8 protein-coding genes are annotated in these 14,265 nt (G+C 49.1%); all 8 read right to left on the reverse strand.

Features of this window, described 5'->3' with window-relative positions; genetic code table 11:
- Positions 1 to 158: 158 nt before the first annotated feature.
- The gene (nikR, locus tag RDU59_08670; protein ID MDQ7838550.1) at positions 159 to 584 is read right to left on the reverse strand and encodes a nickel-responsive transcriptional regulator NikR; all 426 of its coding nucleotides are present in this window, start codon (positions 582 to 584) and stop codon (positions 159 to 161) included.
- 240 nt (positions 585 to 824) lie between these two features.
- Complete coding sequence (locus RDU59_08675) at positions 825 to 2,504, reverse strand: HDOD domain-containing protein (GenBank protein MDQ7838551.1); 1,680 nt, start codon at positions 2,502 to 2,504, stop codon at positions 825 to 827.
- Between the two features lie 530 nt (positions 2,505 to 3,034).
- Positions 3,035 to 4,987, reverse strand: coding sequence for a transketolase (locus RDU59_08680; protein ID MDQ7838552.1), 1,953 nt, complete (start codon positions 4,985 to 4,987; stop codon positions 3,035 to 3,037).
- Positions 4,988 to 5,246: 259 nt separating this feature from the next.
- The gene (locus RDU59_08685; GenBank protein MDQ7838553.1) at positions 5,247 to 6,608 is read right to left on the reverse strand and encodes a sigma-54 dependent transcriptional regulator; all 1,362 of its coding nucleotides are present in this window, start codon (positions 6,606 to 6,608) and stop codon (positions 5,247 to 5,249) included.
- Positions 6,609 to 6,614: 6 nt separating this feature from the next.
- Entirely contained in the window at positions 6,615 to 9,806 is a 3,192-nt protein-coding gene (locus RDU59_08690) for a PAS domain S-box protein (protein MDQ7838554.1), read from the reverse strand.
- A gap of 584 nt (positions 9,807 to 10,390) precedes the next feature.
- Positions 10,391 to 12,304, reverse strand: coding sequence for a molecular chaperone DnaK (dnaK, locus tag RDU59_08695; protein ID MDQ7838555.1), 1,914 nt, complete (start codon positions 12,302 to 12,304; stop codon positions 10,391 to 10,393).
- A 116-nt stretch (positions 12,305 to 12,420) separates the two neighbouring features.
- Complete coding sequence (grpE, locus tag RDU59_08700) at positions 12,421 to 13,017, reverse strand: nucleotide exchange factor GrpE (GenBank protein MDQ7838556.1); 597 nt, start codon at positions 13,015 to 13,017, stop codon at positions 12,421 to 12,423.
- A 183-nt stretch (positions 13,018 to 13,200) separates the two neighbouring features.
- Complete coding sequence (gene hrcA / locus RDU59_08705; GenBank protein ID MDQ7838557.1) at positions 13,201 to 14,235, reverse strand: heat-inducible transcriptional repressor HrcA; 1,035 nt, start codon at positions 14,233 to 14,235, stop codon at positions 13,201 to 13,203.
- Positions 14,236 to 14,265: the final 30 nt, after the last annotated feature.

Here is a 14,265-nt window from a genome sequence, read left to right on the forward strand (position 1 = left end):
CGTTGACCTCCTTTTGATTTTTGTATGCCATATAAGAGGCGAATTACACGCAAATTTTTTACGGCTCTGTATCGCTTTTAGATAGTCTAGGGACTATTTCAGCGTAAAGTCAATAATAAATTTGGGGGTGTTGTTGCTGCTTGTCGGCTTCAGTAGTTTTATTTGAGATCCAGTCCGGATGTGGTCATGGTTAATTGACTATGTTTAATGCCTTTAAGGGCGTTAATCTTATCCGCCAGTTGGCGTACCTTCTCCGCCTCACCCCGGACGATGATAACCTCCAGACAGTTATGGTGGTCGAGATGAATATGTTGCGACGAGATGATATGTTCATGGAAATCATGCTGCAGGTCCGTCAGTTTATTCAGTAATTCCCGCTTGTGGTGGTCATAGACAGAGGTAATGGTTCCGATTACCTGTTTGCCTTTGATCTTCGCATCCCATTCCCGCTGTACCAGTTTTTCACGTATCAGGTCGCGGATGGCCTCGGAACGGTTTGTATAATGGCGTTCCGCTATAAATTGATCGAAGGAGGCAATCAGATCGGCCGGGATGGATATTCCAAACCGGATGATATCACTCATATTTGGATCCCTGTATCAGAAATTTTATAAAATAATAGCACGAAGCTATCTGTTGTCAATTGTTATTGATAGGCTGATAGGTATCGGCAGATGTAAGATAGTGTTCATCCGGAAACTGCCGTTTCCGAATGAAAGCCCTCAGCGATCAGCTGTCAGCAAAAGAATACGAGAAACAGCCTCTTAAGCTGAAAGCTGACTGCTGACAGCTCCATCCAGAAAACCGAGTTTTCTGGATGGAAACTAATTAAACGATGTTTTTTTATTGGAATCGTTCAGGGAGGGTTTGGATGCCTCATTAATATCTACTATCTTGATGCCCCCGGGGAACTCTTTGATGATATATCTGGTAATCCTGCTTATTTTTTGTGTCGTCTCAGCCATTTTATGTACTTGCTTGTAGATGGTGTTTATAGTCTGATAGTTTGGATCTTCCGGCGCTATCTTGAGCATTAAGAGTTCCGTTATCCCCAGAAGGGCGGTCATGGGCTGAGCCAGTTCATGGGCAGCAGCCCCGGCCATTTCTATTACAGCCTTTAATTTTTCCTGCTGAATCCTTATCTCTTCTTCTTTTTTTCTATGAGTTATATCCCGTATAATGGCCTGAAAACCGGTCTGACTGCCATCTTTACATAGACAGCTTAACTTGACCTCGATATTCTGCTCTTTACCCTCTTTTGTCACCACAACCAGGTTGAGAGGCTTTAAAAGGACGCCCTGTTTTTTCAGAAGACCCAGACTTTTCAAGAAGTTATCCACGTCATGCACGGAAAACAGGTTCTGTAGGGATAGGGCGGCTATTTCTTCCCTGCTGTAGCCCGACATTTCAAAAAATTTCTTGTTTACTTCCAGCAGATTTCCACCGGGATCCAGAATGGCTATGGCATCGGAGGCATTTTCAAAGAGTTGCCTGTATTTCTCTTCCGACTCCTGAACCCGGGCCGATTCAATCGCCAGCTTTTCCTGTTGCTGGTGAAGTTTTTTGACTAAGACATCATATTCTATGTTAATCTTTCCGAGCTTAGTATTCGCCTCCTGAAGTATCTGATAATAGTCCCTGATATCAGATGCATTGATCTCAAAAACATCGGCCAGGCCCTTGACCCTGGTTACAAAGGAATTCAGGAGTGAACTTATCTGATCCTGTGTGAACTTAAAGAAGCGGTTTGCTTCCCGGGAGAATTGGGCTGTTCTATACCCGTTTTCTCCCCTGAATATCTCCAGCATAATATCCGAGAGATAGATGATCCGGCACAGTTTTTGGGCGTGGATGTGGTCACTGACCATCAGATCCGGATTATGGTGGCACCTTATAGTAAGGCTCATGGCAGGAGGCAGGCACCATTGCTCTGCGATGATTTCTCCCAACTCTGTATGATCGATGCCCAGAATCTCCTGCTCAATAGCCTTCATGGGCTGTCCGGATGCCTCTTTTTTTGCTAAGACCGTATCAAAAAGTTCAGGCTGATAGGTAGCCATGACCAGCACACCGATATCGTGTAAGAGCCCGAGCACAAAGACCTCTTCCGGTTCCTGGCAACCACATTCGCGGGCAATCATATCTGCGGCTGCTGCCGAACAAAAGGCATCGCGACAAAACCTCTTGTGATCAAATCTTCCCTTTTTCTTCAAGGCAAAGGCCTCGACGATGGAAATGCTCAGCACCAGATTACAGACCATCTTGAACCCCAGGAGGGCAATAGCGTGCTGGATGGTGGAGACCTTTTGTGAGAGGCCATAAAAGGGCGAGTTAACAAGGCGCAAGACCTTGGACGTAAGGGCCGGCGATTCCAGGATGACCTTGGCTAATTCCTGAGCGGTAGCCCCGTCCACGGCTATTTTCATCACTTTGGTGGCTGTACATGAGAGAACAGGTATGTCCTTTCCTGATTTAAGCCATTCGATCAATTGCTTCTTGATCATTATCTAAGACCTCTGTGTGCCGGCATTTGTTACGCTTATCGGCAGGGTGTAGTTTTACTATAGTAAAATTTTTTGGGCTCATCGTGAAAGAGTGTGGGTAAATTTCTCTTAAAATAAGGCATGCTTTTTATTATCCCCCCGTTAGCAAGGGGGGGCGAGGGGGGATTTGAAAGGCAAACAATTATAAAATCTCCCCTAACCCCTCTTTTCCAAAGAGGGGAATAGAGAAGAGTAAAGAATTACCCATTCGATTACGCGAAGAGCCAATTTTTGTAGCTATTAGCAGCCGGGATGCCGCTCCTACGGAATGATACGCCAAAGGATCTCTTCAACCTCCGTAGGAGCGCCTTCCATGTGCGACGTGATGAGTGATGGGGTGAGAATACAGAAGTCAGGATAAAAAACTTTTACTCTTGAACATGCATAGCGAGCGAATACGATGCATTTTACGTTGCATACGGAGATTCCCCGCAGCTTGCTGCGGGGAGCTTCAATTCTAAGCTGAAAGCTGACCGCTGATTGCTGACAGCTTACTTCCTAACCAGGCGTTTAACGGTTCTGGCTATAGAGACCGGATCCAGACCCTGCATACGGTATAAATCGTCCGGGATGCCCGATGCCCCATATCCGGTTACACCTAATTTTGCGAAGTGCACTTTTATACCTTTTTCAGCCAGGACATCTCCTACGATTTTACCTAAGCCGGTATAGACATTATGGTCTTCTACTGTTACCAGGACCCCGGTCTGTGCAGCCTTGATCACGCTGCGCCGGTCAAGGGGCTTGATAGAGGCCATATTGAGCAAGCTGACGGCCAGGCCATATTTTTCCTGCAAGATGTCTGTTGCGGCCAAGGCACGGGGGATCATGGCTCCGTAGCTTATAATACAGCCGTCCTTACCCCTGCGCAGCCAGTCAGCCTCTCCCGGTTCAAACTTATGGGCAGGGCCAAAGAACGGTTTGCCCTTTTTATCGGTTATAACCGGTACCTTAGACCGCCCCATCCCGACAAAGTGATTCCCTGGATTAGCCGCCACATACCGGATAATCCGGTCGGTCTGGTTCGGGTCTGCGGGGAGAAAGATGGAAAAGTTAAAGAGATTGTAAAGAAGTCCAATATAATCGATGCACTGGTGGGTAGGCCCGTCTTCACCCACGTCCAGCCCCAGGTGGGTGCATACGAGCTTGAGGGAGGTCTCGTTTATGTCATTTAAGCGATGCTGGTTATATGTCTCTCCCACGCCGAAGACCCCGAAGGTGCTGAAGAAACTGATAAACCCTTCTCTGCTCATAGCCCCGGCAATGGACGCCGCATGATGCTCCTGGATGCCGGCCTCAAAAAAGGCCTCCGGGCATAGGTCGCGGAACTTATCCATCTTGACCGATCCCTCCAGGTCACAGGAAAAGCCCAGAATTTTCGGGCAGCGGCCGCGGATATTGTTAGTCTTCGCCAAGTCCAGTAGGGCGGCTCCATAGGCGGAACGGTTGTCGGTCATTTTCCCGGCCTCATAAGTTATGGGAGCGCCGCTATCAATCGACGGAAGGGGAGGCGTATAATGGGTTGAGGGGGAAAGGATTCGGTTTTTCTTTCTTTTTTCCATCCACAGGGAAGGATCGTCAGTAAAGCCCAACTCGCCCAAGGCCTTTTGCGCCTCTTCTAATCCCAGCGTTTGTCCGTGGTATTTGCTGCGATTTTCCATAAAGGAGACGCCCTTGCCCATTGTGGTGCGGGCAATAATTGCAGTCGGCAGGTGGGGATTTTCTGTTTCGCTGTTTTTGATCTTCCGTAGTGCGGCAAAGATATCTTCCACATCATGACCGTCTTCCAGGTAAATAACATTCCATCCATTAGCTTTGTATTCGGCACGAAGGTTTTGCGGCATGACCTCCTGGGTATCGCCGCCGATTTGCAGCCTGTTACGGTCAACGATGGCGATGAGGTTGGATAGTTGATATTTGAAGGCAAACCGTCTGGCCTCGCAGACCTGGCCTTTTTGTTGCTCCCCGTCACCCATAAGGCAGAAGACCAGATTGTCCTGCTTTTTGAGTTTAGAGGCCAGGGCCATGGCAGCGGCGGCGGAGAGTCCCTGTCCCAGATTTCCGGTGTTCCATTCTATTCCCGGTACGCCCTGTTCCACATGTCCGGCAAAGGGTGACCCGGCCTTGCGGAATTCGAGTAAAAAGCGCTCCTCAGAAAAGTAGCCGAACTCACTTAAGACACTGTAGGCCGCGGGTGATATGTGGCCCATACTGATTACTACGCGATCCCGTTTAGGCCAGCGCGGATCAACGGGGTTATGTCTGATTATGGAATAAAGCATGATTAATAAATGCAGCGAGGAAAGAGACCCGCCCGGGTGTCCGCTGCCGGCCAGGGTTGTGCTCAGGATTATGCGCCGGGCGCAATTTCTCCACATAACTTCTAAAGATTTTTTTTCTTCTACAGTCAAGGCTTCCTTGTTGATATCCAGTTTAAATTTCACGATAAACTCCCCGTAATTAGTTGGTTCCCATCCGGAAACCCCGGGTTTCCGGCCTACGGTCGCCTAAGGCCGGATGGAGCGGTCAGCATTCAGCTTAACATGTTGTTTGTCTTGGTTTTTAGCTGATAGCTGACGGCTGATCGCTGAAAGCTTGAATCCGGAAACGGCAATTTTCGGATGAAAACTAGTTATAAAAACTTGCAGTCTAATAACCTATTTTCGAATGGATATGCAAGGGAAAAAATGGAGGCATGAGTGGTTAGATATTGTATTTTTTCATCTTGTATTGCAACAGGCTTTTGGTAATTCCCAGCATGGCAGCGGCATGGGCCTGCACATTTCCGGCGCGGGCCAGCGCCCTTTTTATCATCTTGGCCTCCACGTCTTCCAATGCCTCGTTTAGTTTGACCTGCATGGGGATAAAACGGTCTATGTCCAGGTCGATGTTTTCTGCTTCCTGTGATTCTGAAGCCATATCGGCCGGTGTTATCTCGTGGCCGGAGGCCAGAATAACCGCCCGTTCGATGACATGCTCCAGTTCGCGCACATTGCCCGGCCAGGATCTGGTGTAGAGTTGACGCATGGCTGCCGGAAGTATTTCCAGATGACTCTTACCGACTGCCTGACCGTATTTATTCAGGAAATGTGCGGCGAGTAGAGGAATATCACCGGGTCTTTCCCGCAAAGGGGGTAAATGCAGGCGTACCACGTTGAGGCGATAATAGAGGTCTTCCCTCAGGTTACCTGTTTCGACCTCTTTTTTGGGGTCCTTGTTGGAGGCGGCAATAACCCGTACATCTATTTTGAGCGTTTTTGTACCCCCTACGCGTTCAAACTCCATCTCCTGCAGGGCCCTCAGCAGTTTGGCCTGTAAGGCTGCTGGCATCTCGGCTATTTCATCCAGAAAAATAGTGCCTCCGTCCGCCAGTTCAAAACGCCCCTTACGCATCGCTATAGCGCCGGTAAAAGAGCCTTTTTCGTGGCCGAAAAGCTCGCTTTCCAGGAGGGTTTCCGGGATGGCGGCACAGTTTACAGAGACAAAGGCATTATTTTTACGCGGGCTATTATAATGGACAGCCTTGGCTACCAGTTCCTTACCGGTGCCGGTTTCACCGGTGATGAGTACGGTAGCCTTGGTGTCGGCTACCTTTTCAATCATCTCATAGAGTTTAAGCATAGCCGGGCTCTTGCCTATGATATTCCCGAATTGATATTTGCGGCTTACTTCGTGTCTGAGGTTCAGATTCTCGCGTCTTAGCTTATAGAGGTCGATTGCCTTGCGGACGGTTATCTTCAACTCCTCATTCTGAAAAGGCTTGGTGACGTAATCAAACGCCCCTTTCTTCATGGCCTTGACCGCCTTTTCTACCGTGGCATAGGCGGTCATGACAATTACCGGGATTTCGCTGTTAACAGACCGGATGTTTTCCAGGAGTTCTATGCCATCCATGTTGGGCATCTTCATGTCCGTCAGCACCAGATCAAAGTCAGATTCCTTAAATATTTCCAACGCCTGTGGGGCATTTTCGGCGGTTACGACCTCATAATTTTCTTCGGATAGCAGTTCTTTTAGCACAATTAAATAGTTTTTTTCGTCATCCACGATCAGTATGCTTTCCATGGTTCCTCAACTCTCGTCCAGGGCCTGGCGGACCATTCTTATTAATTCGTCGATCTTGTAAGGCTTCTGGATAAATCCTTTAGCGCCTTTTTGGACTACGGCTTGATAGTGCCCGTCTGAGCTATAACCGCTGGAGACGATAACTTTGACTGCCGGGTTGACGGCTTGTAGCCGTTCAAAGGTCTCGATACCACCCATCCTGGGCATGATCATGTCCAGAATAATCAAGTCAATTCCGTCTTTTTGTTTCTCATAGATACTAACGGCTTCGATGCCGTCAGCCGCCGGTATAACTTTATATCCGTAGCTCTCAAGGACTTCCCTGCCCAGGTCCCTTACTACCTCCTCGTCATCTACCAAGAGGATATTTTCATGCCCGCCCCTTGATTCCTTTACTGATGCGGCTGAGTCTGATGGGGCAGCTATGTTAGTTGACGCCGGGATATAGATCTCAAAGGTTGTGCCCTTCATGGGTTCGCTTTTGAGGTTGATGAACCCCCCATGATTTTTGATCACGCCATAGACTACGGATAACCCCAGGCCCGTTCCCTTCCTCTTGTCCTTGGTGCTAAAAAATGGATCGAATATCTTGTGCTGGATATCCCTGGCTATCCCGGTGCCGGTATCGGAAATGGTAATCTTGACGTAATTGCCTGTGGCTGTCTCCGGGTAATCGGCCAGGGGTTCGTCGTTAAGCGTTACATTTTCCGTCTTGATCGTTAGGATGCCCCCGGTGGGCATGGCATCCCGGGCATTTATGCAGATGTTGAGGAGAACCTGTTCCATCTGAGAGGGGTCTGCTTCCATGGCCCATATATCCGGCGAGAATTCCTTATGTATCCGGATGCTTCTATCGATAGTTCTTTCCAGGAGTTGAAGGGTTTCCTCGGCAATCTTATTTATATTTACAGGTTCTGTACGGGATTTATCCCCACGACTGAAGGTCAGTAATTGCCGGGTCAAACGGGCGGCCTTGACCGCTGATTGCTCAATGGTATCGGCATACTTATATAAAGAATCTCCCTCCCGGGTCCTGGTTTTAAGGAGCGAGGCATAACCCAGTATCCCGGAGAGCAGGTTATTGAAATCATGGGCAATCCCTCCGGCCAACACCCCTATACTTTCCATCTTTTGTGCCTGCAGGAGCTGCTGTTCCAGCTGTTTTTTTTCTGTAACATCACGGGAATACTCTACCACCTGTATTATCCGGTCTTCATGGTCGAATATGGGGAAGGTAAATACGTCGGCGCTGACTACCGTCCCGTTGCTTCTGGTCCGCTCCCGTGTCTTAAAGTATGTTTTGCCCGTCTTAAAGGTCTCCTCAACCACACAACCCTCGCACGGCTTTTGACGTTTGTAGAAAATTTCGTAACACTTGCGCCCAATCATGTCCTGCACGGGTATGCCACGTTGTCTGGCCATACCTTCATTGGCCTTGATAACGTTGTAATCTCTGTCCACGACGTCTATGCCATCGGTGATGCTGTTAAAGAGCACCTGAAGTTCATCCCTGGTGCGGGACACATCCTCTTCCAGTTTCCTTCGTTCGGTCACATCCCTGGCGATGCCCAGTATCCCGGCGCCAGCCTTGCCTTCCTTCAGTACGGAAATATGCATTTCTATGATTTTTTCGGTACGGGTCTTATCTATTAAGCGGAAAGCGATTCCCACTGTTGCGGCCTTACCGGCAATGACCCTTTCGATTTTATTCCTTACCAGATCCCGTTCATCGGGATGGACGATGTCCAGGAGATGCATTTTTCCTGTCATATCCTCCCGGGAATATCCGGTTAGATTTTCTCCGTAGCTGTTGATAGAGGTAAAGATATAATTTCTGTCTATCGTGAAAAAGGCGTCATTGGCTATCTCGAAGAGGTTAGTATAGCGCATCTCTGTAGCCAGAAGCCGTTCGGTCCGTTCTTTAACCAACTCTTCCAGATTTTTGGAGTAATTATAGAGACTTTTTTGCGCCTCATTCAGGGCCTCAGTCTTGGCCTGGATACTTTCCGTCATACGATTGAAAGAGGAGGCCAGCATCCCGACTTCGTCCGGACTTTCTATGATAGCCCGTCTGGTGTAGTCGCCTTCGGCAATTTTCTCTGTAGCAACAGCAAGTTCTTTTATGGGTCGTACTATCTTCTTGGAGACAAATATAGAGATCACCACCCCAAAGGGGGTAATACCTATGACGAAGAGGACGATCTGGGTAAATAGCTCATCCTTTAAACCGACATAGGGCGACTCCAGCGTTCCCACATAAAGTATGCCGATAGTCTTTTTATCGAGGTCGTAGATAGGCTCATAGGCCGTGATGTACCAGTCGTGGACCACAAAGGCCCGGCCGATCCAGCGCTCACCTTTTTCCAGGCAGGCCTCGCCGACCTCGGCCGATATACAGGTGCCGATGGCCCGCCGGCCGTCCCTTGTCTGGACATTGGTCGAAATCCTCACTTCGCCCTGGAAGATAGTCGAGGTGCCTACCATGCGGCCTTTATAGAGCCGATCCCGGTAAACCGTATCTCTGGTTTTGTCCACAATATCAAAGTTGCGGTTGAGGAGTTGTGCAGTATAGAGCGTTCCTGCTACCTTGCCGTCGGCCATAACCGGTTGAGCCGCTGCCAGCACCATGCCGCTGTCGAGGCGCCTTGGTCTGGGCTTCGGTTTGGCCCGTGGTGTGGGAATTATCTCAATGCAAGCCCGTTCTGCCAGGTCTCCTCCCTCCCGGGCCAGTCTTTCTAAGGGGAGGAGGTCTGTGGCATAAACGCACTGTCCCTTCAGCGCCCTTGATATCAGTTTATCTGTGGAGAGGTCATCACCCTGTACCTCTGAGATTCCGGCCCGGGCCACTACCCGTCCTTTATTGTCGGTGGCCAGGAGGATATCGACCTTTTCCAGGTCCTTTAACTTTCCCAGTTCCTTTTTCAAGGGTCCCGGTTTGCCGCTAAATATTTCATTAGTTATGGAAGTCCGCAGGGATTGATAGAGTATTAACCTGGACAGGTGATAAAGCTCGCCGTTATAAATAACGCGGGAAGAATTGAGGTCAAACTCCACTTTTTCCTGGGCCTGTTTTAGTGCGGTCTTGTCGATAAAGTTCAGGCTCCAGGGGATGAAGATGAGGACAGAAAGGGCCGGGACCGCCAATATACCCAGAAGGATCCGGTTACGTATGGACTTTTTGAAAAAGCTTGTTTTCACCTGAAAATACCTCTTATCTGTCATTCCGTGCCTGACCCCGTATCAAGTACGGGGCAGGCTACGGAATCCAGGGTTTCCGGATGAGCACTAAACTACCTCTATTACCTTTCGGCATAACGGTAATTTTTATTTATAGCATAGATTGAGGATGGATTAAAACTTTTTTCACAAGTGAAATTTTTTGTAATTGTGAAGGATTGTTAACTATTGGCCTCCCCTAACCTCGACAAATAGCCATTAACAAGTAGCACTTATTTTCTACCGGCTTTCCGGGGGCCTGTGCAATCTTGCTCCCAGAATGTGGCCCAGAATAAAAAATACGCTAACGGCCGGCAAGTAGTAAAGTGAGAGCCCCATCGCCCTCCGTATAAGGTAAAGAGCGGGGATGGGGATGTGAATGGAGAGGAACCAGGCCAGAGAATATTTACGGGTTTTATCCCGCCAATAACCAAATGGTGTGCTGATTAAGAGGGTCAGAGTAATTAGCTGGATGAATTTGATGATCAATTAGAAACCTACAGGTTGCGGGTTACGAGTTGCGGGTTGCGAGTTAGACAGGACCCGCAACTCGTAACAAAACACAATTACTTTACCTCTTCGAACTCTGCTTCCACCACCTCTTCTTCATCCTTTTTTGCCTGCGCTTCGCCGCCCGCAGCCCCCGGGCCGCCGGCGCCGGCCGCTTCAGCCTGAGCTGTTTTGGCATAGAGCGCTTCGGCCAGCTTATGGGAGGCCTTGGTCAACTCCTCTGAAAGGCGCTTAATCTCTTCTGCGTCGTTCCCTTCCATGGCCTTTTTCAGACGGGTAACGGCATCCTCGACATTGCTCCTGGTGGTTGCATCAACTTTATCCCCTAAATCGGCCATAGATTTCTCAGTGGCGTATATAAGGGTGTCGGCATGGTTTCGCGCCTCAGCCTGGGCCTTTTTCTTATGGTCCTCTTCGGCATGGGCCTCTGCATCCCGGACCATTTTCCTGATCTCTTCCTCGGACAGACCGCTTGAGGCAGTAATTTTTATGGACTGCTCGCGCCCTGTCCCTAAATCCTTGGCGGAGACGTGAAGGATACCGTTGGCATCAATGTCAAAGGCGACCTCAATCTGGGGCACTCCGCGCGGGGCCGGGGGGATGCCGACGAGCTCAAAACGGCCGATGGTCTTATTATCTGCCGCCATATCGCGTTCGCCCTGCAGGACGTGGATAGATACGGCCGGCTGACTATCTGCGGCGGTGGAAAAAATCTGGCTCCGCCGGGTAGGGATGGTAGTATTCTTCTCGATGAGCTTTGTAAGCACCCCTCCGAGCGTCTCAATCCCCAGGGAGAGCGGAGTCACGTCCAGGAGCAGGACGTCCTTTACCTCGCCCTTAAGGACACCGGCCTGAATGGCGGCCCCCACGGCCACTACCTCGTCCGGATTGACGCCCTTATGCGGCTCTTTCTCGAAGATCTCCCGTACCTTTTGCTGCACACTGGGCATACGCGTCATGCCGCCGACCAGGATTGCCTCATTTATATCCGAAGGCTTAAGCCCGGCGTCTTTCAGGGCCATCCGGCATGGTCCTTCCACTTTATTGATAAGGTCTTCCACTAATGATTCCAGCTTGGCGCGGGTAAGTTTCATGCCCAGGTGTTTGGGGCCGCTGGCGTCCGCCGTGATGAAGGGAAGATTTATATCCGTCTCCAGGGAGGTGGAAAGTTCCATCTTGGCCTTTTCTGCGGCCTCTTTCAGCCTCTGTAAGGCCATCTTGTCCTGCCTGAGATCAATTCCCTGATCCTTTTTAAATTCATCGGCCAGGTAATGAACGACGCGCAGATCGAAATCTTCACCACCCAGGAAGGTATCCCCGTTGGTGGATTTAACCTCAAAGACGCCTTCGCCTATTTCCAGGATGGAGATATCAAAGGTACCGCCCCCGAGGTCAAAAACAGCGATCTTTTCTTCCTTTTTCTTGTCCAGGCCGTAGGCCAGCGAAGCCGCTGTCGGCTCGTTTATGATCCGGAGGACATTCAGGCCTGCAATGCGGCCGGCATCCTTGGTGGCCTGGCGCTGACTGTCATTGAAATATGCCGGGACCGTAACTACAGCGTCTGTGACCTTTTCTCCGAGATATTCTTCCGCAGTCTGCTTCATCTTCTGCAGGATCATGGCCGATATCTCTGCCGGGCTATAGTCCTTATCCTTGATCTGTACGTAGGCGTCTCCATCTGTTCCTTCCACGATCTTGTATGGGAGGACTTTAATAGCCTTCTGGACCTCCGCGTCCCTATATTTGCGGCCTATGAGCCGCTTAATGGCAAAAACAGTGTTAGTCGGATTAGTAATAGACTGCCTTTTGGCAATCTGGCCGGCCAATCGCTCACCGCTTTCCGTAAAAGCCACTATAGATGGAGTGGTTCGACCGCCTTCAACGTTAGCTATTACTTTAGGCTCGTTTCCCTCCATGATAGCTACACAAGAGTTGGTTGTTCCCAAATCTATACCAATAACCTTACCCATTTTATCCTCCTTATATAAATAGACGTATTATCGAAAGATTAACCACAGAGGACACAGAGTTTTTAAAATTTTTTTCTCTGTGCTCTCTGTGGTTAAACTGGTTAAATTTGTCGATGTTAAACATTTTCTGGGGTACTAACCGGCCGCCTGGAAACCACCACCATAGCCGGCCTTAAGAGGCGATCTTTAAATATATACCCCTTTTGAAGCTCATTAAGTATGGTATTATCTTCCACGCTATCATTCTCTTCTACCATAACCGCTTCATGATATTGCGGGTCAAAAACCTGGCCGCAAGCATCTACAGCCTTGAGGCCGAACTTTTCCATCGCATTCATAAATTCCCTCAAAACCATCTCTACACCGGCCAGAAGGGCCTGCTTGTCCGTATCATCATTTTTGGCGTGCTCCGCCGCCCGTTCCAGATTGTCGAGTATGGACAGGAGTTCCTTGGCAAGGGACTCATTCGCATACTTAATATGCTCTGCTTTTTCCCTCTCCGCCCTTTTTTTGTAATTTTCCAGTTCCGCTGCCATACGCAACATCCGGTCATAATGGGCGATGGCCTCTTGTTCTTTTTCTTTAATCAGGGCTGCTAATTCTTCAACACTTTTTTCCGTAAGAGGTCTTTTCTGTGTTTCCAAGGCCTCTTTGCTTATTTCAACCTTAACATCTTCCGTTTTATTTTCAGTCGCTTTATCGTCAATTGACATAACCCGTCCTTTATCGGAGCTTAAGGTTAATGAATTCGCAAAAAAGCTTTTTCACCGCTGAGCACGCAGAGTCCGCAGAGAAAAACTGTAAGCTATTAAATATGTTATCTCAGCGTTCTCTGCGGTAAAAATTTACTTTTTACGAAGCCATCAAGGTTGAGATTCCAGATTTCGGCTTTCAGCTTACCCGGAACGCTCTTTAATCAATTCACCCAGGAGGTCAGCGGTGTATCTGACTAACGGGATGAGCCTTGCGTAATTCATGCGCATCGGACCAATTACCCCCAGGGCCCCCAGTACATTTCCCCCGGTGACGTAAGGTGAGGCCACAATACTGCATCCTTCCATGGCATTATATTCACTCTCTGAGCCGATAAAGATTTGTACTCCCTGCGCGGTTATACATTTGTCCAATAGCTTGATGAGGATCCCCTTTTCCTCGAAGGTCTCGAAAATAGCCTTCATTTTATCAATTTCGCAGAGCTCCGGGTATCTTAAGATGTTGGTCTTACCTTCGATATATACCGCTTCTTCGCCATCCGGAAGATTTTTTTCGCTCATCTCCAGGGCGCTGGAGAGCAACCGGTTAAACAGGTCCTTTTCCGCCTGCATCTCACGCAAGATTTTTTTCTTTGCCTCTTCTATGGTCATTTCGCTTAGCAATTCAGTCAGGTAGCGGGACAATCTATCCAGCCTGGCCTGGTCAAGGTTTTCTTCCACTTCTATGATCTTGTTTTGAACGATGCCGGCGGGAGAAACACAAATTACAAGAACAACACCTTTACGCAGCCGGATGAATTCAATATGCTTGAATACCGCTTGTGTGAAACGGGGAGCGGATACAATGGCTGTATGGCCGGAAATGGATGATAAGGCCCGTGAAGTATCCTTAAGCACCTCACCGGCAGGCAGCTTTCTTTTGAGGCTGCCGGCGACCAAGGCCTTTTCCGCTTCAGAAAGCGGGGTGACCTCCAGTATGCTGTCTATATAGAAACGCCACCCGCTTTCGGTCGGTATACGGCCGGCCGAGGCGTGGGGTTGAAACAGAAACCCCATTTCTTCCATATCGGCCATAATATTGCGGACGGTAGCCGGGCTTACGTCAAAGCTGTATTTGTGACAGACGCGACGTGAGCCTACCGGTTCTGCCGTCGTAATATACTCCTGAATTACAGCTTGCAGGACTTTGCGCTGCCTTTGTATATCAGATTTTACCATTGGCTTAACCTGTTAGCACTCTTGGCGTTA

It is taken from the genome of Thermodesulfobacteriota bacterium (assembly GCA_031082315.1).
Lineage (GTDB): Bacteria > Desulfobacterota > QYQD01 > QYQD01 > QYQD01 > QYQD01.

Bases quoted from the DNA above. Each gene is read 5' to 3' on its own strand.
- grpE (MDQ7838556.1), bottom strand. From the start codon at position 13,017: ATGTCAATTGACGATAAAGCGACTGAAAATAAAACGGAAGATGTTAAG.
- RDU59_08685 (MDQ7838553.1), bottom strand. From the start codon at position 6,608: ATGGAAAGCATACTGATCGTGGATGACGAAAAAAACTATTTAATTGTG.
- RDU59_08675 (MDQ7838551.1), bottom strand. From the start codon at position 2,504: ATGATCAAGAAGCAATTGATCGAATGGCTTAAATCAGGAAAGGACATA.
- hrcA (MDQ7838557.1), bottom strand. From the start codon at position 14,235: ATGGTAAAATCTGATATACAAAGGCAGCGCAAAGTCCTGCAAGCTGTA.
- nikR (MDQ7838550.1), bottom strand. From the start codon at position 584: ATGAGTGATATCATCCGGTTTGGAATATCCATCCCGGCCGATCTGATT.
- dnaK (MDQ7838555.1), bottom strand. From the start codon at position 12,304: ATGGGTAAGGTTATTGGTATAGATTTGGGAACAACCAACTCTTGTGTA.